Here is a 21,999-nt window from a genome sequence, read left to right on the forward strand (position 1 = left end):
AGCGTATTACTGCTTGCGACTGAGGATATAGAAAGAGATACCGCCAAACAGCAGACTGGGCGCGATGGCGGCCAGGATAGGCGGCACCGCATACACAAGACTGACGGGGCCGAACACCCGATCGCTCACGTAGACGGCAAAGCCGGTCATGATGCCCATCAGCATCCGCGCCCCCATGCTCACCGAACGCAGCGGGCCGAAGATGAAGGAGGAGGCCAGCAGTATCATGGCCACGACGGAGAGCGGCGACAGCAGCTTGCGCCACATCTCCAGCTTGTAACGCCCGGAATCCTGCTTGTTGGCATCCAGATAGCCGATGTAGTCGAGCAACCCGGCCACCGGCAGATTTTCAGGATTGATACTCACTACCCCCAGCTGCTTGGGGGTGAGTTCTGAAGTCCACTCCATCTGGGCCTGCGTCTCGCTCTGGATCTGCTTGGGATCGTCAAAGCGGGTGACCATGACCTGCTTGAGCAGCCAGTGGTGCTGTTCAAACACCCCTTCCTGCGCCTGGAGGATATCGATCAGCCTGCGCTCGGGCGTGAAGCGATAGAGGGTAATGCCGGTGAGGGCGCCATCGTTGCGCACCCCGTTGATGTTGACAAAGTTATTGCCATCGCGGGCCCACACCCCGTAGGCAGAGACCGTCAGTCGCCCCTCAGACAGGGCGCCCGCCTTGATATCATCCGCCATCCGCTTGGCGATGGGCGCCACATACTCACCCATCAAGCCCACCAGTATCATCAAGGGGATGGCAGTCTTGAGCGCCGCCATCACGATACTGATCTTGGAACGCCCCACCGCCTGCATCACAACCAGCTCCGAGCTGCTCGCCAACTGGCCCAGCCCGATGAGCCCACCCAGCAGGGCGGCCAGCGGGAAGAACTGAACCGCCTCCTTGGGCATGGAGAGCATGACGAAATAGAGCGCATTAATCATGTCGTAGTTGCCTTCCCCCACGGCTCTGAGCTGCTCAACATATTTGATGAGCGCAGCCAGCCCGACCAGGGTCAGTTGACACAACAGGATTGCCATGAAAATGACCCTGCCGATATATCTGTCGAGAATGCCAAACATCAGCCGAGATTCCTAAGTTGCAGCATCATACTGATTCGCCTTGAAATACTGTGCATAAAACAGGAGCGGTACCGCGCGGACCCATTTTGATATGCCTGTCGAGAATGCCAACCATCAACAGAGGCTCCTAAGTGGCAGCATCATGCTGATTTGCCTTGAAATACTGTGCATAAAACAGGAGCGATACCGCGCTGACCCATTTTGATATGCCTGTCGAGAATGCCAACCATCAACAGAGGCTCCTAAGTGGCAGCATCATGCTGATTTTCTTTTGAAATAGAGAGTTTTGATCCCGTTCCACCAGCTGGTGCCCTGCAGGTTGAGCGGCAGACCGATCAACAGCAGATAGGCCAGCGGCACCAGGAACATGCCCGGCCAATGAGGCAGGCGTCCGCTGTCGATGGCCGAGCGCGCCGCACTGAGCAACAGGAAGTAGGAAAGATAGAGCAAGATGGCAGGCAGCAGCTTGGCATAGCGCCCCTGACGGGGGTTGACCCTGGCCAGCGGCACCACCAGGAAGGTGAGCACCAGGATGGAGAGCGGCAACGACAGGCGCCACTGCAACTCGGCCATCATGCCGTTGTCCTGCGTACCCAACAGATCCAGAGTCGGCTTGGCAGCCGCCTTGCGGCTGGAGCGCTCCATCTCCTGCTGGCGGATCACCAGGCTGAACTCATCAAATTCGGAGATCTGGAACTGCTTGCTGCTGAAGTGGCCCTCGTAGCGGGATCCGTCCTTCAGGGTCAGCCACTGCAGGCCGTTCTCATCGACCGTCACCACCCCTTCCGTCGCCACCACCACAGAGGGCGGTTTGCCCTCCTGAGAGCGCTGCAGCACGAAGATCTTCTGCAGCCGGGAGCCCTTGTCGTTCAGCTCCTGGATGTAGACAACGAGCCGCCCCTTGTCGAGCTCCATGAAACGGCCCGCCTGCAGGAAGGAGATACCCGGATCGGCCTTGAATTCGTCGATTACCTGATACTCGCGCTCCTTGGCCTGAGGGGCGATCCAGCCGGTATTGAAAGCGGCGATGGCCGCGGTCAGCAACGCCAGCAGCATGGCGCTGTGCATCACAAAGCGGTGGCTTAACCCCACCGCATGCATCACAGTCATCTCACTTTCGGCATACAGGCGACCGTGAGCAAACAAGATGGCTAAAAACAGGCTGATAGGCAGCATCAACAGCGCCATATTGGGCAAGTTGAGCAGCAACAGGGTAGAGACCAGGCGTGTTGGCACCTCGCCATCGGCGGCATCACCGATGATCTGGATAAATTGTTGACTGACAAAGATAAGCAGCAGCACGAACAACACTGCCAGCTGGGTTTTCAGGGTTTCCCTGAACAAATATCGGAAAACGATCACAGTCATTCCCAAGTAAACTTGTGTTTTTAGTTGAATGCCTGAAAAATAGGGCCGTATATTGGATTTTTACCAGTTTGAACTGCGGAGCCTATGGCTGTTCGCTCCGCCTCTGATACCCCAACAAGCACCGCATTATTCAATAAAAGGTGCCTTTTGTCTTTAGGATGTAGGAGATTCCATGGAGTTCAGTGTAAAGAGTGGCAGTCCTGAGAAGCAACGCAGTGCCTGCGTCGTGGTCGGCGTGTTCGAGCCGCGTCGTCTCTCTCCGGTTGCCGAACAACTGGACAAGATCAGCGATGGCTACATCAGTTCGCTGTTGCGCCGTGGCGACTTGGAAGGGAAACCAGGCCAGATGCTGTTGCTGCATCAAGTACCAGGCGTGCTCAGCGAGCGCGTATTGCTGGTCGGTTGTGGCAAGGAGCGGGAACTCGACGAACGCCAGTACAAGCAGATCATCAACAAGACCATCACCACCCTGAACGAGACGGGTTCCATGGAAGCGGTCTGCTTCCTGACAGAACTGCACGTCAAGGGTCGGGATACCTATTGGAAGGTGCGCCAGGCGGTGGAAACCACCAAGGCGGGCCTCTACAGCTTCGATCAGTTCAAGACCAACAAGGCCGAGCCGCGCCGTCCGCTGCGCAAGCTGGTGTTCAACGTCCCGACGCGTCGGGAACTGACCATAGGTGAAAAAGCCATCTCCCACGGTCTGGCGGTGGCGAAAGGGGTGCGGGTCTGTCGTGACGTGGCCAACATGCCGCCCAACATCTGCAATCCGGCCTATCTGGCTTCCCAGGCTCGTCGTCTTGCCGATGCCTTCGACAACATCACCACCAAAGTGATCGGTGAGCAGGAGATGGCCGAGCTCGGCATGAACTCCTATCTGGCAGTGGCCCGTGGCTCCGACAATGAGGCCATGATGGCCATCATCGAATACAAGGGCAATGCCGATGCCAAGCCCATCGTGCTGGTCGGCAAGGGTCTGACTTTCGATTCCGGCGGCATCTCCATCAAGCCAGCCGAAGGCATGGACGAGATGAAGTACGACATGGGTGGCGCCGCCTCCGTGCTCGGCACCATGCACGCCCTGGCTCAGTTACAGCTGCCCATCAACGTCATCGGCGTGCTGGCCGGTTGCGAGAACATGCCAGGTGGCAACGCCTATCGCCCGGGTGACATCCTCACCTCCATGTCCGGCCAGACCATTGAAGTGCTGAACACCGATGCGGAAGGTCGTCTGGTGCTGTGCGATGCGCTCACCTATGTGGATCGTTACGATCCCGAGACCGTCATCGACGTGGCGACCCTGACCGGTGCCTGCATCATAGCGCTGGGCCACCACACCACGGGTCTGCTGGCCAACCACAACCCGCTGGCTCACGAGCTGCTCAACGCCTCCGAGCAAGCTGGCGATCGCGCCTGGCGCCTGCCGCTGTTCGACGAGTATCAGGAACAGCTGGAGAGCCCGTTTGCCGACATGGCCAACATAGGCGGTCGGCCCGCTGGCACCATTACCGCTGCCGCCTTCCTGTCACGCTTCACCAAGAAGTACAACTGGGCCCACCTGGATATCGCCGGGACCGCCTGGAAGAGTGGCAAGGATAAAGGCTCCACCGGTCGTCCGGTGCCCCTGCTGACCCAGTTCCTGCTGAACAGGGCTGGCGTGGATATCGAAGAGAAGGAGTAACTCCCCTGCTCCTTCCGATGGCTGCATCGGAAGCGCGGGAGTTGCCCAGTACCACAAGGAAGAGGCCCGCCTCTTCCTTGTTTCATTCTTGAATCAGTGAGTGGCAGGCGGGAAAACTCCCTGTCAGCCTCTTCGGCGGTCAATAGTCCGTCACCGCAAACGGGATCAACCTGATGAGCCAAGTGACCTTTTACCTGATGAGCGAGCCGGATGACGCGCAGGCCACCGCCGTCGAGCGGCTCGCCTGTCAACTCGTGGCCGATGGCTGGAGCGCGGGCCATCTCTACCTGCTGTGCGACGATGAGGCTCAGGCCCTGCGCCTGGACGAGCTGTTGTGGCAACTGCCACCGGAGCGCTTCGTGCCCCATCAGTTGCAGGGTGAGAGCGGTCAGGCACCGGTGGAGATCGGTCATCAACCGCCGAAGCGGCGCTATGCTCGCCTCATCAATCTGGCCAGTGCGACACCTTTGTTTGCAGGACACTTCGCTCAAGTGGTAGATTTTGTCCCCACTGATGAAACTCAAAAGCAGCAAGCCCGCGAGCGCTACAAGCACTATCGCCAGGCAGGCCATACCCTCGAAATGAGGGATCAGCCCGTCCTTGCCGCACCGGATCCAGCGCAGCCCTGACTGCAACCTATTGATCCAAAAAAAGAATCAACACCAGACTCCATCCATCCAGATTACGGCGAGACCATGGAAAAGACTTTTAATCACAACGCCATCGAACAGGCGCTCTATCAGCACTGGGAAACCCAGGGTTACTTCAAGCCCCACGGCGACACCAGCAAAGACTCCTTCTGCATCATGATCCCGCCGCCGAACGTCACCGGCAGCCTGCACATGGGCCATGCCTTCCAGCAGACCCTGATGGACACCTTGATCCGCTACAACCGCATGCAGGGCAAGAACACCCTGTGGCAATCAGGCACCGACCACGCCGGTATCGCCACCCAGATGGTGGTTGAGCGCAAGATCGCTGCAGAAGAGGGCAAGACTCGCCACGATTACGGCCGTGATGCCTTCATCGACAAGATCTGGCAGTGGAAGGAAGAGTCCGGTGGCACCATCACCCGCCAGATGCGCCGTCTGGGCGACTCGGTAGATTGGGAGCGCGAGCGCTTCACCATGGATGAGGGTCTCTCGAGCGCCGTGCAGGAAGTGTTTGTCCGTCTCTACGAAGATGGCTTGATGTACCGCGGCAAGCGTCTGGTGAACTGGGATCCGAAACTCAACACCGCCATCTCCGATCTGGAAGTGGAAAACCGCGAGATCAAGGGCCATATGTGGCACCTTCGCTATCCGCTGGCCAACGGCGCCAAGACAGCCGAAGGTCAGGATCACCTGATCGTCGCCACCACCCGTCCGGAGACCATGCTGGGCGATACCGCCGTGGCAGTGAACCCGGAAGACCCGCGCTACAAGGCGCTGATCGGCCAGCACATCCTGCTGCCGCTGGTGAACCGTCTGATCCCCATCGTCGCCGACGAACACGCCGACATGGAGAAGGGCACCGGTTGCGTGAAGATCACCCCGGCCCACGACTTCAACGATAACGAAGTGGGCAAGCGCCACAGCCTGCCGATGATCAACATCTTTACCTTGGACGCCCACGTGCGTGCCGAGGCCGAAGTGGTCGATACCAACGGCAACCCGAGCACCGCCTACGACGCCGCCCTGCCGGGCGAGTTCGCCGGTATGGAGCGCTTCGCCGCCCGCAAAGCCATCGTGGCCAAGCTGGATGAGCTGGGCCTGCTGGCCGAAATCAAGGATCACGTACTGCAACAACCCTACGGCGATCGCGGCGGTGTGCCCATCGAGCCGATGCTGACCGACCAGTGGTACGTGCGCGTGGCACCCATGGCCAAGACCGCCATCGAAGCGGTGGAAGATGGCCGCATCCAGTTCGTGCCCAAGCAGTACGAAAACATGTACTTCTCCTGGATGCGTGACATTCAGGACTGGTGCGTCTCCCGTCAGCTGTGGTGGGGTCACCGCATCCCGGCATGGTATGACGACGCCGGCAATGTTTACGTGGGCCGTGACGAGGCGGAAGTGCGTGCCAAGCACAGCATCCCGTCCGTGACCGTGCTGCGTCAGGACGAAGACGTGCTCGACACCTGGTTCAGCTCCGCCCTGTGGACCTTCTCCACCCTGGGCTGGCCGAACAACACCGAAGCACTCAAGACCTTCCACCCGACCGACGTGCTGATGAGCGGCTTCGACATCATCTTCTTCTGGATAGCCCGGATGATCATGATGACCATGCACTTCATCAAGGACGAAAACGGCCAGCCGCAAGTCCCGTTCAAGACCGTCTATATCACCGGCCTTATCCGTGATGAAGAGGGCCAGAAGATGTCCAAGTCCAAGGGCAACGTGCTGGATCCGCTCGACATGATCGACGGCATCTCACTGGAAGATCTGCTGGAGAAGCGTACCGGCAACATGATGCAGCCGCAGATGGCCGAGAAGATCGGCAAGCGTACCGCCAAGCAGTTCCCGGAAGGGATCGACGCGCACGGTACCGACGCCCTGCGCTTCACCCTGGCGGCGCTCGCCTCTACCGGTCGTGACATCAACTGGGACATGAAGCGCCTGGACGGCTACAACAACTTCTGCAACAAGCTGTGGAACGCCTCCCGCTATGTGCTGATGAACACCGAAGATCAGGATTGCGGTTTCTCTTCGCAAGGCAATGGCGGCGAGATGCAGTTCAGCCTGGCGGATCGCTGGATCCAGTCCCAGCTGCAAGTGGCCATCCGTGACTTCCGCACCGCGCTCGACACCTACCGCTTCGATATCGCGGCAGGCGTCTTGTACGAATTTATCTGGAACCAGTTCTGTGACTGGTATCTGGAGCTGACCAAGCCGGTGCTGGGCAAGGGGTCCGAGGCTGAGCAGCGTGCCACCCGTCACACCTTGGTGACTGTGCTGGAAACCCTGCTGCGTCTGGCGCACCCGATCATCCCGTTCATCACCGAGACCATCTGGAAATCGGTGGCACCGCTGACTGGCGTGCACGCAGACACCATCATGCTGCAAGCCTTCCCACAGTTCGATGCCGCCAAGGTAGACGACACCGCCATGGCGGATCAGGAGTGGGTGAAGGAGTTTATCGTCAGTATCCGCAACATCCGCGCCGAGATGAATGTGGCGCCGAGCGTTGCCTTGAACGTGCTGCTCAAGTGCGATGCCAAGGATAGCCAACGCGCCGGTGACAACGAGGCTTTCCTCAAGTCGCTGGCCCGTCTGGAATCCATCCGCGTACTGGCGGACGGTGAAGTGGCGCCCCTGTCAGTGAAGAAGCTGATCGGTGCCACCGAGCTGATGATCCCGATGGCCGGTCTCATCGACAAGGACGCCGAACTGGCCCGTCTGGCCAAAGAAGTGACCAAGCTGGTCGGCGAGTGCGCCCGCATCGAAGGCAAGCTCGGCAACGAGGCCTTCGTGGCCAAGGCGCCGGAAGCCGTCATCGCCAAGGAGCGCGAGAAGCTGGAAGAGTACCGCGCCCAGCTGGTGACCCTCGAGACCCAGCAGGCCGAAATCGCCGCTCTGTAAGGCAGCTGAGCTGCATGAAAAAGCCCCCCTGCAGCACAGGGTAATACAAGCCGGTTAAGGGCATGTGAGGCTCAGCCCGCGAGGGATAAGGGCAAAAGAGTGAGGGAGGCATCATGCCTCCCTCTTTTTATTGGATGCCAGTCAGGGCAAAGGTGTCAGCCACATTGACGCGTTAACCATGGCACAGTTCCTGTTATTCAATATTTCGGATATTCAGTCACAAAAATGGTTAACTGACTGGCATTCCCCTCCCGCAGGGGGCTTTTTGTTGCCATAAATCCCTTCTCACGGCCTTTCTTCGCCCCTTTGTACAAAATTAGCGAGCCAAATCACCTGCTTTCACAAGCACATCGCCCCCAAATTCATTACACTGCCAGCGATCTTTTCTACTCGGAGTGCTGTTGCAGTATGGAAATATTGATCCTGTTTGGATTGATTTTGCTTAATGGCGTATTTGCCATGTCGGAAATCGCCATCGTTACCGCACGCAAGGCTCGCCTCAGCAAGATGGCGAGCGAAGGCAGCGACTCAGCCGCCATTGCCCTCAAGCTGAGCGAAGATCCGACCCATTTCCTCTCCGCCGTCCAAATTGGCATCACCAGTATCGGCCTGCTCAACGGTATCTACGGCGAATCACTGCTAGCCCAACCGCTGGCCTTCTGGCTACAAGAGTGGGGCATGGCCGCCAAGAGCAGCAGCCTGCTCGCCACCGTGCTGGTCATAGTGGTGATCACCTACCTCTCCATCATCGTCGGTGAACTGGTGCCCAAGCGCCTCGGCCAGCTCAACGCCGAGCGCATCGCCTGTCTGGTGGCCCGCCCCATGCTGTGGCTGGCGGCCATCACCCGCCCCTTCGTCTGGCTGTTGTCCGCTTCCACCAAGGCCAGCCTGCGCATCCTGCGCGTCAGCCAGGAGGGCGGAGCGAACGTGACCCAGGAGGAGATCCACGCCATGCTGGTGGAGGGCTCCGAAGCCGGGATCATCGAAGATCATGAGCACACCATGCTGCGCAACGTGTTTCGTCTCGACGAGCGCAGCCTCTCCTCCCTGATGGTGCCACGCAGCGACATCCGCTATCTGGATCTCGCCCTGCCGCTGGAGGTGAACCTGCAACGGCTGGTGGAGTATCGCCATAGCTTCTTTCCGGTTTGCGATGGCAGCCTCTCGGATCTGGTGGGCATACTCAACGTCAACAAGGTACTGCACGCCTACATCAAGGGGGAACCCATCGATCTGGCGGCCCTGACCCAGGATGGCAGCCTGTTGCCGGAGACCCTCAATGGCCTGGAGCTGCTCAATCACTTCCGCGCCCACTCCGAGCACATGGTGCTGGTGGTGGACGAATACGGTGAACTGCAGGGGCTGGTCACCCAGCAGGATCTGCTGGAGACGCTGGCGGGTGACTTCCAGCAGGATAACAGCGATGACAACTGGGCCTTCCAGCGCACTGATGGCAGCTGGCTGCTCGATGGCCTCATTCCGCTGCCGGAGTTGAAGGACTGTCTGGGACTGGTTCGACTACCTGAAGAAGAAAAACATCACTATCACACCCTTGGAGGGCTTATCATGCTGCTCCTTGGCCGTGTTCCTCAGACCGGAGATTTGGTGGCTCTGGAGCAGTGGCAACTGGAAATTGTCGACATGGATGGTCTGCGCATCGACAAGGTGCTCGCCATGCCCTTGATCGATCAACCCAGCTAATTTACGCGGAGCTTGTGAGTATGGAGCAGTTTTACCAACTGGCTCACGCCTTTATGCATCAGGATCTGGCGACGCTGTCCGATCCCAAGATGGCCTTCATGGTCTGCGGCGTGTTGCTAACTTTTCTTGTGCTGGAGAACGGGTTCATCCCCACCGCCTTCCTGCCCGGCGATAGCCTGCTCATTCTGACGGGTGTACTCATCTATCAGGACGTACTCCCCCTTGGTATAGTGCCACTGCTGATCCTGGCCACCTTCGTCGGTACCTGGTTCGGCTATATGCAGGGACGCTTTCTGGGCCATACCCGCATGTACCATCGCCTGATGTCCCACATGGACGACAAGCACAAGGAGAAGGTGTTCTACCTGCTCAACAAATACGGCATCCTGACCCTGATCACGGCCCGCTACATCGCCTTCGTGCGCACTGTCTACCCCTACATTGTCGGGGCGACCGAGATCCCGCAGGGGCGCTTTCTCGTCGTCAATCTGGTCAGCTCCATCATGTGGATCACTCCGCTGGTGAGCCTGGGTTACTACCTGAGCCACACCAAGCTCGCGGCCAAGTACGAGTCACAGTTCCTCAGCATCATTCTTTACCTGCCGCTGGTGTTGCTGGTCGGTGGTATTGTCGCCCTCATCTGGCGCTGGCTGAGCAAAAGTAAAACCGTCACCCCACGGGATTGAGACAAATGAAAAAGGCCATCGCAAGATGGCCTTTTTTTATCGAAATAATGGCGAATTCCCCCTGATACCCTTGTAAAGCAGGGGTAAAAATGAGTGAATCTACCGCCTTTTTTTCGACGTGAACGGAGTCGGTAGTATGCGGTGTCGGGTTAGCGCAATGGCGCTGGTATATGCATTGGTTGGACTGCTGGGCTTGCCAGCAGCATTGGCTGCCCCCAACCCGGCCAAACTGCAGTTGCAATCGAGCAGCGCACTGGTGATGGACGTCAATACGGGCAAGACCCTGTATCAGAAGAATGCCACCCAGGTACGGCCGATCGCCTCACTCACCAAGCTGATGACGGCGCTGGTGGTACTGGATGCCCGTCAGGATCTCAACCAGACCCTGACCATAGATCAGAATGACAGGGATGCCATCAAGCACACCTATTCCCGGGTCCGCTTTGGCAGCAAGGTCAGCCGCCGCGATGCGCTGCACCTGGCACTGATGTCCTCCGAGAACCGGATGGCCTCGGCCCTGGCACGCCACTATCCCGGTGGACGCCCCGCCTTCATCCGCGCCATGAACAACAAGGCCAAGCAACTTGGCATGCGCAACAGCCGTTTCTACGACTCCACCGGCCTGTCGACGCGCAACGTTTCCACCGCCCAGGATCTGGCCAAGCTCATCTCTGCCGCCTATCGCCAGCCGCTGATCCGTGAATTCACCCAGGACACCGACAAGGAGATGCGTTTCAGCACCCCCGCCTACAGCCTGATGTTCAACAACACCAACCCGCTGGTGAAAAACCCGGACTGGGATGTTCGCCTCTCCAAGACAGGTTTCACCGACGAGGCGGGCCGCTGCCTGGTGATGCGCGCCAAACCCGACCGCCAGGAGCTGGCCATCGTGTTGCTCAACTCGGTGGGCAAACGCACCCCTATCGGCGATGCCAACCGCATTCGCAAGTGGCTGAAAAGCTGAGTTGCCAACCCTGAATTGGAAAAGGATGCTGCGGCATCCTTTTTTATTGTCCGCAGATCCGCACGTCGTCTCCGCACACCTTACGGTGCGCCGTCAGTGTGCCTCAGGATGAGACCGGGTACGATGGCCGACTTGGGTTGCTACCAGGCAAAAGAACGCCGCATGGTGCGATAGGGCAAGGAATTCAGCGGGATAGTGAGAGAGGAACAAAGGAGGCAATGCCTGATGGTACCCTGGTGCGGCGTGTCGACCTTCAGTCGCCGGATCCGGCCCATAAAAAAACAGCCCCGACCTGAGTCGAGGCTGTCTGTATGGTGCGCCCGGGAGGATTCGAACCTCCGACCACCTGGTTCGTAGCCAGGTACTCTATCCAGCTGAGCTACGGGCGCTCATCAACTTTTGGTACTGCTCAAAATGGTGCGCCCGGGAGGATTCGAACCTCCGACCACCTGGTTCGTAGCCAGGTACTCTATCCAGCTGAGCTACGGGCGCTCACAAACTTTTGGTACTGCTCAAAATGGTGCGCCCGGGAGGATTCGAACCTCCGACCACCTGGTTCGTAGCCAGGTACTCTATCCAGCTGAGCTACGGGCGCTCACAAACTTTTGTGTACTGCTCAAAATGGTGCGCCCGGGAGGATTCGAACCTCCGACCACCTGGTTCGTAGCCAGGTACTCTATCCAGCTGAGCTACGGGCGCCCTGATTTTAAACGATAAAAAAAGCTTACTTATCAGTAAGCCTTTTCCAAAGTGTCGACTTGCTGATGGTCAACACATGACTCTTGCTTGAGTCGTAATATGGTGCGCCCGGGAGGATTCGAACCTCCGACCACCTGGTTCGTAGCCAGGTACTCTATCCAGCTGAGCTACGGGCGCAAATGGCGGAGAAGGGGGGATTCGAACCCCCGATGCGGGTATAAGCCGCATACTCCCTTAGCAGGGGAGCGCCTTCAGCCTCTCGGCCACCTCTCCGTTTGCGGGGCTGATAATACTTCACAGGGATTTTTAGTCAAACACTTTTTTGGAGAAAAAAGTGCGTTAGCTCAGCATTTGGTCAAAGCGTGGAATATTCAAACAATATCAGTACTTATGCCGCAGTTTAGTACCTTGAAAGCCAATTCCCGGGGCACGGAAAAACAAAAGGCGACACAGAGGTGTCGCCTTCAAGCAGCTATCGATGCGGCTTAGAAATTCGGTTGGCCCGGAACTTTCTCGGCCTGTATCCGCTGGTAGATCTCTTCGCGGTGCACGGAGACCTCTTTCGGTGCGTTCACACCGATACGAACCTGATTGCCTTTAACGCCCAGTACGGTGACAGTCACTTCATCACCAATCATCAGGGTTTCCCCTACACGACGAGTCAAAATAAGCATTCGCTTGCTCCTGTAGCCTGTTTTGTATTTATATCGATATACGACATTATCTTACAAAGATACCGATATGGTAAATGGTTGAAACTAAATCAATCAGGGATTGTTCCCCAAGGGCTGCTCATGAGGCTCATTATCCAGCCCGAAAGCATCGTGCAACGCGCGCACCGCCAGCTCCAGGTACTTCTCGTCAATCACCACGGATATTTTGATTTCAGAGGTGGAAATCAACTGCATGTTGATCCCCTCCTCGCCCAATACCTTGAACATGGTGCGGGCGACGCCAGGATGATTCCACATGCCGACGCCGACGATAGACACCTTGGCTATCTCACCGTTGCCCTGCACGCAGGCGGCGCCCAGCTCGCTGGCAGTCTCCTCCAGCAAGGCGCGGGCCCGGCGATAGTCATCGCGATTGACCGTGAAGGTGAAATCGGCGGTGCCATCCCCCAGGGTGTTCTGCACTATCATGTCGACATCAATGTTGGCATCGCTGATCGGATTCAGGATCTGCGCCGCCACCGTTGGCCGGTCCGGCACCCCCAGAATGGTCAGGCTGGCCTCGTTGCGATTGAACGCAATCCCGGATACCAGGGGAGCTTCCATCCTCTCACCTCCATATGTGATTAAAGTTCCCTCTCCATCGACAAAGCTCGACAGTACCCGTAGTGGCACGCGGTATTTACCCGCGAACTCCACCGAACGGATCTGCAGCACTTTGGCCCCCAGGCTCGCCATCTCCAGCATCTCCTCAAAGGTGATGGTGGAGAGACGACGGGCCTTGGGTTCGATGCGCGGATCCGTGGTATAGACCCCGTCCACATCGGTAAAGATCTGGCATTCATCGGCCTTGATGGCTGCCGCTACCGCTACTGCTGTGGTATCCGAACCACCGCGTCCCAGCGTCGTGATGGCGTTATGCGTATCACGGCCCTGGAATCCGGCGATCACCACCACCTTGCCCGCGCCCAGCTCAGCCTGAACCTGCTCGGTATCGATGTGGCTGATGCGCGCCTTGCCATAGGCGGAGTCGGTATGAATACGGACCTGATCGCCGGTCATTGAGACCGCGGAACAACCGCGTTTGTTCAACGCGATCGCCAACAGCGCTATGGTGACCTGCTCACCGGTGGAAACCAGCACATCCATCTCGCGCCGGTTGGCATCCGGATCCAGCTGCTGAGCCATGCCCAGCAACCGGTTGGTTTCGCCCGACATGGCGGAGACAACCACCACCACGTCGTGTCCCTGGGCGCGGGTCAGTTGAACCCGCTCAGCCACCGCCTCGATCCGCTCCAGCGTGCCGACCGAGGTGCCGCCGTACTTCTGTACATAGAGTGCCACAGATCACCTCGCCCGATTACAGGCGCTCTTCCAGCCAGGAGTGAACAGATTGCAGTGCCGCAGGCACAGCTTCCGGCTGGGTACCGCCCGCCTGCGCCATGTCGGGCCGACCACCGCCCTTGCCGCCCACCTGCTGGGCCACCAGATTGACCAACTCACCAGCCTTGACCTTGCCGGTCAAATCACTGGTCACGCCGGCGATCAGGTTGACCTTGTCATCGCTGCTGGTTGCCAACAGCACGACACCGGATTTCATCTGATTCTTCAGCTCGTCCAGCATGCCACGCAGTGACTTGGGATCGGCCCCTTCCAGCGCTGCAATCAGCACCTTCCGGCCATTGATCTCGATCACCTGACTGAGCAGGTCGCTGCCAGCTTGAGCCGCCAGCTTGGCCTTGAGCTGCTCCAGCTCGCGCTCCATCATCTTGGACTTGTCCAGCATCTGGCGCACTTTATCGGCGATGGAGAACTGATCCCCCTTCACCAGCGCCGCTGCCTCTTCGATCTGCTCGCCCATCTGGTGCATGAAATCGATGGCACCCTTGCCGGTCACGGCTTCGATACGACGCACGCCAGCGGCAATGCCGCTCTCGGCGATGATCTTGAAGAAGCCGATGTCACCGGTACGCTTGGCGTGAGTACCGCCGCACAGCTCGGTGGAGTAGTCGCCCATGCGCACCACGCGCACGTCGTCTTCATATTTTTCACCAAACAACGCCATGGCACCGGCCGACTTGGCCGTTTCCAGATCCATCACCTGGGTGTTGACGTCATGGTTGGCACGGATCTGGGCGTTGACCAGCTCTTCGACCCGGCGAATGGTCGCCATGGTCAGTCCTTCGAAGTGGGAGAAGTCAAAGCGCATGCGCTCGGCGCCCACCAGAGACCCCTTCTGAGTCACGTGATCCCCCAGCGCCTGACGCAGGGCTGCGTGCAGCAGGTGAGTCACCGAGTGATTCAGGGCCACGGCCTGACGGCGCTCGCCATCGACCACGGCTTCGACCTCGGCCCCCTTCTCCAGGGTGCCCAGCTCCAGATACCCCTTATGAATGACGGCCTTGCCCGCTTTCTGGGTATCAGTTACGGCGAAGATGCCGTCATCCACCTTGAGGATACCGCAGTCACCCACCTGACCGCCGGACTCGGCGTAGAAGGGGGTTTCGGCCAGCACTACCACGGCTTCTTCACCTGAGATGAGGCCGTTCACTTCGACGCCATCCTTGTAGATGCCAACGACGGTCGTCTTCTGACTCAGCTGTTTGTAACCGGTAAACGGGGTCTCGAAGTCGAGCTTGAGCACCTCGTTGTAGTTCACACCGAAGCTGGAGGCCTCTTTCGCGCGGGCGCGCTGCTTCTCCATCTCGGCATTGAAGCCCTCTTCGTCGATACCGATCTCGCGCTCGCGCACCACATCGGCGGTCAAGTCAGCCGGGAAGCCATAGGTGTCATACAGCTTGAACACCACCTCGCCCGGGATAATCTTGGCATCGCCCAGGTTGGTCAGCACGTCTTCCAGCAGCAACAGGCCGCGATCCAGGGTGCGGACGAACTGCTCTTCCTCGATGCGCAGCACGCGCTCGACCAGCGGCAGCTGGGCGATCAGCTCGGCCGCCACGTCTTTCATCTGCACGGCCAGTTCGGCGGCCAGCTTGTAGAAGAAGACGTCGGTGGCACCCAGCTTGCGCCCGTGACGCACGGCGCGGCGGATGATGCGACGCAGCACATAACCACGGCCTTCATTGGATGGCATGACACCGTCCGCCACCAGGAAGGCGCAGGAACGAATGTGATCGGCGATGACGCGCAGGGACTGGTTGTTCAAATCCGTGGTTCCGACTATCTCGGCCGCTTTCTTGATCAGTGCCTGGAAGATGTCGATTTCATAGTTGGAGTGCACTCCCTGCATGATGGCGGAGATACGCTCCAGCCCCATGCCGGTATCCACGGACGGACGGGGCAGCGGTGCCATGGTACCGTCGGCCTGACGGTTGAACTGCATGAAGACCACGTTCCAGATCTCGATGAAACGGTCGCCATCTTCTTCCGGTGAACCGGGAGGGCCACCCCAGAGGTGATCACCGTGGTCATAGAAGATCTCGGTGCAGGGGCCGCACGGACCCGTATCACCCATCTGCCAGAAGTTATCGGAAGCAAACGGAGCACCCTTGTTGTCACCGATGCGCACTATGCGCTCGACCGGCACACCCATTTCGTTTGCCCAGATGTCGAAGGCTTCATCATCCGTTTCATACACGGTTACCAGCAGGCGCTCTTTGGGCAGCTTGAGGGTCCCGGTCAGGAATTCCCAGGCAAACCGGATGGCGTCCTGCTTGAAGTAATCACCGAAACTGAAGTTGCCCAACATCTCGAAGAAGGTGTGGTGACGAGCGGTATAGCCGACGTTTTCCAGGTCATTGTGCTTACCGCCAGCCCGCACGCAACGCTGGGCCGTGGTGGCGCGGTTATAGGCACGCTTGTCGGCGCCAAGGAATACATCCTTGAACTGGTTCATACCTGCGTTGGTGAACAACAGGGTCGGGTCGTTATGCGGCACCAGCGAGCTGGAGGAGACAACCTGGTGCCCCTGGGAGCGGAAATACTCGAGAAACGCTGAGCGTAACTCTGACGTGGACATATACATGGAAAATCCTGCTTGATTCGAATACGGACTTTTAACCGCATTAATGTAAGTTTTCTGCGGGGTAAAGTAAAACGTACCAGCCCGTGACGGGTGAAAAAGCGCGCATCACGCTGTGTTGGCAGACCAGGGAGGCAACCCTGCCGTTTTTACCGGTGAGATGGGGTCAGCAGCGGGAGAATTTTCAGGCTCGGCTCCGAAGGGTCAACCCCTCGGCGTCAGGTCGGCCATTCGGCCAGCCATGGCTGAATCGCAAGCGGGTGACGCTATGCTGCGCAGTCTTGGCACTCATGGCCTGCGCGGGCCAGGTGCCTGGCAAGGAGCCCGGTCAATGCAAGCACAGTGGAAGAAAGGACATACCCTGAGTCGTTTCAAGAGACGCTCCGGGCCGCGATGGCAAACCTCTCGACAGCCAGCGTGGTGAAGCCAGCCGCGATAGCCATGACAACGAGCCGCCCAGACACCCTCTTCAAGTCACTTTCTTCAAGTCACTTTCCTCACGACCCATTCAACCGTCAGTGGCAAACGCCACGCTAGGCACTCTGCTCCATCATGGCTGCGATGGCATAACGGGCCTGATCCTGGTTGAATCCGCGCCCTAGCAGATACTTGATCCACTTCATCCGCAGTTTGAAATCCCTCAGATCACTGACCCTGGCCCGTCGTTGCAACAACGCGAGTGCCAGCTCGAACCAGTCCAGCTCGGGTTGCTCGAAGGCGGCCTCTATCTGCGCATCACTCAGCCCCTTGCGGCGCAAATCGAAGCGGATCTTGATAGGCCCCTGCCCCTTGGTCGCACCGGCTCGTACTGCCATGGCGCCATAACGCTCGTCATCGACCCAGTGGTAGCCGCGACAATAGTCGAGCACAGCACTGATCACCTCGTCATTGAAATCCTGCTTGCGCAGCCGGTTGGCCAGCTCCGACTCGGCGCTCTCGCGGCGGGCCAGACTGCGCATGGCGAAGGCTTTGGCTGCGGCAAACAGCTCTTCGAAGGAGAGTTCAGGGGGCTCGCTGGGAGTAGATATATCAGCCATAAATGACAAGGCCGGGGGTTAGCCCGGCCTTCCTGTTATTCGAACTCTTGTTCGCTTTCGGCTTCGAGCTCGTCAGCCTCCGCCACCACCGGCTTCTCGGCCGGCGCATCACCGGAGAGCAGCAGTTCACGCAGTCTGGCTTCTACCTCGGCCGCCATCGCCTTGTTCTCGGAGAAGAGCTTCATCACGTTGGCCTTGCCCTGACCGATCTTCTCGCCGTTGTAGCTGTACCAGGCGCCGGCCTTATCGATCAGCTTGTGCTTGACGCCCAGATCCACCAGTTCGCCCTCTTTGGAGATACCAACACCGTAGAAGATCTGGAATTCAGCCTGCTTGAAGGGCGGGGCAACCTTGTTCTTGACCACCTTGACGCGGGTCTCGTTACCGACCACTTCGTCACCTTCCTTGATAGCGCCGATGCGACGGATATCCAGACGCACGGAGGCGTAGAACTTGAGCGCGTTACCACCAGTCGTGGTTTCCGGGCTGCCGAACATGACGCCGATCTTCATCCGGATCTGGTTGATGAAGATACAGAGGCAGTTGGCGTTTTTGATGTTGGCGGTCAGCTTGCGCAGCGCCTGGGACATCAGACGAGCCTGCAGGCCGACGTGGGAGTCGCCCATCTCCCCTTCGATTTCCGCTTTCGGCGTCAGGGCCGCCACCGAGTCGACGATGATGACGTCAACGGCGTTGGAGCGAACCAGCATGTCGCAGATTTCCAGCGCTTGTTCACCGGTATCCGGCTGGGAGATCAGCAGGTCGTCAACGTTGACGCCCAGCTTGGCCGCATAGATGGGGTCGAGGGCGTGTTCCGCATCGATAAAGGCACAAACCTTGCCTTTTTTCTGGGCTTCCGCAATCACCTGCAGGGTGAGGGTGGTTTTACCGGAAGATTCCGGGCCGTAGATCTCGACGATACGACCACACGGCAAGCCGCCGATGCCAAGCGCCACGTCCAAAGAGAGGGAACCGGTAGAGATGGCTTCGATATCCATGGTCTTGCTGTCGCCCAGACGCATGATGGAACCTTTGCCGAACTGCTTTTCAATCTGACCCAGCGCAGCCGCCAGTGCCTTCTGTTTGTTCTGATCCATGCCAATCTCCGCTGGAAATCGTGAGTAAGAAGTGAAGTTGGGCTAAGTATACTGTCTATTCATACAGTATCAAGCCCAATTTATCTGAGCAGGGCCAACAGACCCGACAAGGCCTGTCTCACTGCCTGCTGGCGTACCTGTCGCCGGTTCCCGTCAAAACGGGCCAGCAGGGAGTGATGACGACCACCGCGATCCACCCAGGCGAACCAGACTGTGCCGACCGGTTTGTCCTCTGTGGCACCACCGGGACCCGCGATACCACTGATGGCGACGCTGATGGAGGCCAACGAGTTCGCCAGCGCGCCGCGAGCCATCTCCAGCACCACGGCCTCGCTCACTGCGCCCTGTTCCCGCAGACTCTGCTCGCTTACCCCCAGCATCTGCTGCTTGGCCTCGTTGGTATAGGTCACAAAACCGCGATCGAACCAACCGGAGCTGCCTGCAATATCCGTGATGGCCGTGGCCACCCCGCCACCGGTACAGGATTCGGCGGTGGCCGCCAGCCAGCCACGCTGGCTCAGGGCCAGGCCCAGCTCGGTGGCGAGGTGCTCTATCTCTGCATCCAGTTTCATCCCGGCTCCTTCTGGTTCGCTCAAAGGGTACATTATGCGATCCCGATCCTGTCGCCCGCAACCGCCGCAGGGCAGAACCCGACCGCCCCCGTCGCGGCACTGATGTGTGGTGCTGGGGCCGCTTCGTGCAGGCGCAGCCTGCCAAGGCTTGCCTGCGGGGCTTGGGCTATGCGGGCAGCGCCATGGCAGCCATGCCTCCACTGCGGCGGCGCTTACGTGTAGAATGGCGCCATCAAGTTCAATGCTCATCACCGCAGACCCAGGCCCGCAGAGGCCCCTTCTGGAATAGAACATGACAGCACAACACCAAGCCAGCGGCGCCATTGGCTCCGCGCCCGGCGCCAATCTGAGCGCCCACACGCCCATGATGCAGCAGTACCTTGGCCTCAAGGCCGAGAACCCCGAGATCCTGCTGTTCTATCGCATGGGCGACTTCTACGAGCTGTTCTATGACGATGCCCGCAAGGCCTCCCAGCTGCTCGATATCTCCCTGACCAAGCGCGGCCAGTCGGCGGGCACCCCAATCCCCATGGCGGGGGTGCCCTATCACGCCATCGAAGGCTACCTGGCCAAGCTGATACAGCTCGGTGAATCCGCCGCCATCTGCGAGCAGGTGGGGGATCCCGCCACCAGTAAGGGACCGGTGGAGCGCAAGGTCATTCGCATCATCACCCCGGGCACCGTCTCCGACGAGGCGCTGCTCTCGGAGCGACAAGACAACCTGATCGCCGCCGTCTACCACGATGGCCGCCGCTTCGGTTACGGCACCATGGATATCGGTTCGGGCCGCTTCTTCATCAACCAGTTCGACAAGGAAGAGACGTTACTGGCGGAGCTGCAACGCACCAATCCGGCGGAGCTGCTCTATCCCGAATCCTTCGCGTTTTTACAGCACGTCGAGGGTCGCCGTGGTCTGCGTCGTCGCCCCGAATGGGAGTTCGAGCTCGGCACCGCCCGCACCCTCTTGTGCCAGCAGTTCGGCACCCAGGATCTGGTCGGCTTCGGGGTCGACAAGAGCGAGACTGCCCTGTGCGCCGCCGGTTGCCTGATGCAGTACGTCAAAGATACCCAGCGCACCGCCCTGCCCCACATCCGCAGCGTGCGCCTCGAGCAGCCTGATCACGCTGTCATCATGGATGCCGCCACCCGCCGCAATCTGGAGCTGACCCAGAATCTGGCGGGAGGGTATGAAAATACCCTGGCCGAGGTGCTCGATCGCACCGCCACCCCCATGGGCAGCCGTTTGCTCAAGCGCTGGATCCACCAGCCGATCCGCGATCGAGTGATCCTGAAAGGTCGCCAGAGCACCATCCATACGCTTATCGAGCAGAACCTCTACGATGAGCTGGGCAACCTGCTGCGTCAGGTGGGCGATGTGGAGCGGGTGCTGGCCCGTCTCGCCCTGCGCTCAGCCCGCCCGCGCGACCTCACCCGGCTGCGGCAGGCGTTTGCCCAGCTGCCCGAGCTGCAGCGCCTGCTGGCGGATAACCAGCACGAGGCGGTGCAGCAACTGGCAGAGCGCGCCAGCACCTTCCCCGAATTGCTGAGCCTGCTGGAGTGTGCCGTGATGGAGGTGCCACCCGTGCTGATCCGCGATGGTGGCGTCATCCGTGACGGCTTCAATCAGGAGCTGGACGAGTTGCGGGATCTGGCCAACGGCGCCACCGCCAGCCTGGCCCGCATCGAGGAGCGCGAGAAGGCGCTGACCGGCATCAACACCCTCAAGGTGGGCTACAACAGGGTGCATGGTTTCTACATCGAGGTGAGCCGCGCCAACAGTCATCTGGTACCGGCCCACTACATCCGCCGCCAGACCCTCAAAAACAATGAACGCTACATCATCGACGAGCTTAAAAAATACGAGGATAAGGTGCTCACCGCCCAGGCGCAGGCGCTGGCACTGGAGAAACGGCTCTACGAAGAGCTGCTCGACACCCTGCTGCCCCACCTCGGCGATCTGCAGGAGTCCGCCGCTGCACTGGCGGAGCTGGACGTGCTGGCCAACCTGGCGGAGCGGGCCGAGAGCCTCGACTACCGCTGCCCGGCCCTGATCGACGAAGATCAGATCCTGATCGAGGCGGGCCGCCATCCTGTCGTTGAACAGGTGATGAGCGATCCCTTTATCGCCAACCCCATCCGGCTTGAGCGGGATCGCCGGATGCTGATCATCACAGGCCCCAACATGGGGGGTAAATCCACCTATATGCGCCAGACCGCGCTGATCGTGCTGCTGGCCCATATCGGTGCCTTCGTACCCGCCGACAGCGCCCGCATCGGCCCCATCGACCGTATTTTCACCCGGATCGGGGCGTCGGATGATCTGGCATCGGGCAGATCCACCTTTATGGTGGAGATGACAGAAACAGCCAACATCCTCAACAACGCCACCGCCCGCAGTCTGGTGCTGATGGACGAAATTGGCCGCGGTACCAGCACCTACGACGGGCTCTCGCTGGCGTGGGCCTGCGCCGAGCAGCTGGCGAGCAAGATTGGCGCCTACACCCTGTTTGCCACCCACTACTTCGAGCTGACCCGGCTGCCGGAGCTGATTGAGGGGCTGGCTAACGTCCATCTGGACGCGGTCGAGCACGGCGACACCATCGCCTTCATGCATGCGGTGCAGGAGGGAGCGGCCAGCCGCTCCTACGGCCTGCAGGTCGCGGCGCTGGCGGGGGTGCCGAAATCGGTGATCCAGCAGGCCCGGCACAAGCTGGCAGAGCTCGAAAGCGCCACGCCCCTGCCTGCTGGTGAAATACGCCCGACGCCGGTGACGCTGGCGCCTCAGCCCCATCCGGTGGTGGAGGAGTTGGAGGCGGTGCGCCCGGACGAGCTCACCCCCCGCCAGGCGCTGGATCTGCTCTATCGCCTCAAGCAGATGCTCTGATCGGCCGCTGAGCACAGGAA

The 21,999-nt window shown here is 59.4% G+C and carries 15 protein-coding genes and 6 tRNA genes; 7 read left to right on the top strand and 14 right to left on the bottom strand.

What is annotated here, in order from left to right; all coding sequences use genetic code 11:
- Positions 1-6: 6 nt before the first annotated feature.
- Together lptG and lptF are read right to left on the bottom strand one after the other, a co-directional pair.
- A complete protein-coding gene (gene lptG, locus WJM78_RS17835) occupies positions 7-1,077 on the bottom strand; it encodes an LPS export ABC transporter permease LptG (protein WP_042035233.1) in 1,071 nt (356 codons plus the stop codon).
- A gap of 255 nt (positions 1,078-1,332) precedes the next feature.
- The gene (gene lptF / locus WJM78_RS17840) at positions 1,333-2,445 is read right to left on the bottom strand and encodes an LPS export ABC transporter permease LptF (RefSeq protein WP_275931278.1); all 1,113 of its coding nucleotides are present in this window, start codon (positions 2,443-2,445) and stop codon (positions 1,333-1,335) included.
- Positions 2,446-2,617: 172 nt separating this feature from the next.
- Between lptF and pepA the strand changes: the two genes are divergently transcribed.
- The 6 genes from pepA (at position 2,618) to pbpG (ending at position 11,037) form a co-directional block, all read left to right on the top strand.
- The gene (pepA, locus tag WJM78_RS17845) at positions 2,618-4,126 is read left to right on the top strand and encodes a leucyl aminopeptidase (protein WP_042035237.1); all 1,509 of its coding nucleotides are present in this window, start codon (positions 2,618-2,620) and stop codon (positions 4,124-4,126) included.
- Between the two features lie 173 nt (positions 4,127-4,299).
- Positions 4,300-4,755, top strand: a complete 456-nt coding sequence (locus WJM78_RS17850) for a DNA polymerase III subunit chi (protein ID WP_212512742.1) — start codon at positions 4,300-4,302, stop codon at positions 4,753-4,755.
- Between the two features lie 66 nt (positions 4,756-4,821).
- On the top strand, positions 4,822-7,686 hold the full coding sequence (locus WJM78_RS17855; protein ID WP_275931277.1) for a valine--tRNA ligase: 2,865 nt from the start codon (positions 4,822-4,824) through the stop codon (positions 7,684-7,686).
- Positions 7,687-8,094: 408 nt separating this feature from the next.
- Positions 8,095-9,387, top strand: a complete 1,293-nt coding sequence (locus WJM78_RS17860; RefSeq protein ID WP_042035240.1) for a hemolysin family protein — start codon at positions 8,095-8,097, stop codon at positions 9,385-9,387.
- A 20-nt stretch (positions 9,388-9,407) separates the two neighbouring features.
- On the top strand, positions 9,408-10,073 hold the full coding sequence (locus tag WJM78_RS17865) for a DedA family protein (RefSeq protein WP_042035242.1): 666 nt from the start codon (positions 9,408-9,410) through the stop codon (positions 10,071-10,073).
- Between the two features lie 136 nt (positions 10,074-10,209).
- The gene (pbpG, locus tag WJM78_RS17870; RefSeq protein ID WP_042035244.1) at positions 10,210-11,037 is read left to right on the top strand and encodes a D-alanyl-D-alanine endopeptidase; all 828 of its coding nucleotides are present in this window, start codon (positions 10,210-10,212) and stop codon (positions 11,035-11,037) included.
- A gap of 312 nt (positions 11,038-11,349) precedes the next feature.
- Here pbpG and WJM78_RS17875 read toward each other — a convergent pair.
- From WJM78_RS17875 to WJM78_RS17930, 12 genes are all read right to left on the bottom strand, one after another.
- Positions 11,350-11,426, bottom strand: a tRNA-Arg gene (locus WJM78_RS17875).
- A gap of 26 nt (positions 11,427-11,452) precedes the next feature.
- Positions 11,453-11,529: transfer RNA gene (locus WJM78_RS17880), tRNA-Arg, on the bottom strand.
- A 26-nt stretch (positions 11,530-11,555) separates the two neighbouring features.
- Positions 11,556-11,632 (bottom strand) — tRNA-Arg (locus WJM78_RS17885).
- Positions 11,633-11,659: 27 nt separating this feature from the next.
- Positions 11,660-11,736: transfer RNA gene (locus WJM78_RS17890), tRNA-Arg, on the bottom strand.
- 100 nt (positions 11,737-11,836) lie between these two features.
- A tRNA-Arg gene (locus tag WJM78_RS17895) sits at positions 11,837-11,913 on the bottom strand.
- Between the two features lie 3 nt (positions 11,914-11,916).
- A tRNA-Ser gene (locus WJM78_RS17900) sits at positions 11,917-12,009 on the bottom strand.
- 212 nt (positions 12,010-12,221) lie between these two features.
- The gene (csrA, locus tag WJM78_RS17905) at positions 12,222-12,410 is read right to left on the bottom strand and encodes a carbon storage regulator CsrA (RefSeq protein ID WP_026456466.1); all 189 of its coding nucleotides are present in this window, start codon (positions 12,408-12,410) and stop codon (positions 12,222-12,224) included.
- 93 nt (positions 12,411-12,503) lie between these two features.
- Positions 12,504-13,751, bottom strand: coding sequence for an aspartate kinase (locus tag WJM78_RS17910; protein WP_339010853.1), 1,248 nt, complete (start codon positions 13,749-13,751; stop codon positions 12,504-12,506).
- Between the two features lie 16 nt (positions 13,752-13,767).
- Positions 13,768-16,392 (bottom strand): alanine--tRNA ligase, encoded by a 2,625-nt coding sequence (alaS, locus tag WJM78_RS17915; RefSeq protein WP_339010854.1) that lies wholly within the window; start codon positions 16,390-16,392, stop codon positions 13,768-13,770.
- Positions 16,393-16,922: 530 nt separating this feature from the next.
- Entirely contained in the window at positions 16,923-17,426 is a 504-nt protein-coding gene (locus tag WJM78_RS17920; RefSeq protein ID WP_339010855.1) for a regulatory protein RecX, read from the bottom strand.
- Between the two features lie 35 nt (positions 17,427-17,461).
- The gene (recA, locus tag WJM78_RS17925; RefSeq protein WP_108537505.1) at positions 17,462-18,523 is read right to left on the bottom strand and encodes a recombinase RecA; all 1,062 of its coding nucleotides are present in this window, start codon (positions 18,521-18,523) and stop codon (positions 17,462-17,464) included.
- Between the two features lie 80 nt (positions 18,524-18,603).
- On the bottom strand, positions 18,604-19,095 hold the full coding sequence (locus WJM78_RS17930) for a nicotinamide-nucleotide amidohydrolase family protein (RefSeq protein ID WP_339010856.1): 492 nt from the start codon (positions 19,093-19,095) through the stop codon (positions 18,604-18,606).
- A 292-nt stretch (positions 19,096-19,387) separates the two neighbouring features.
- On the opposite strand from WJM78_RS17930, the gene mutS reads away from it, so the two are divergent.
- Positions 19,388-21,979 (top strand): DNA mismatch repair protein MutS, encoded by a 2,592-nt coding sequence (mutS, locus tag WJM78_RS17935; protein WP_422388421.1) that lies wholly within the window; start codon positions 19,388-19,390, stop codon positions 21,977-21,979.
- The last annotated feature ends 20 nt before the right edge of the window (positions 21,980-21,999 follow it).

This window comes from Aeromonas popoffii (assembly GCF_037818705.1).
Taxonomy (GTDB): domain Bacteria; phylum Pseudomonadota; class Gammaproteobacteria; order Enterobacterales; family Aeromonadaceae; genus Aeromonas; species Aeromonas popoffii.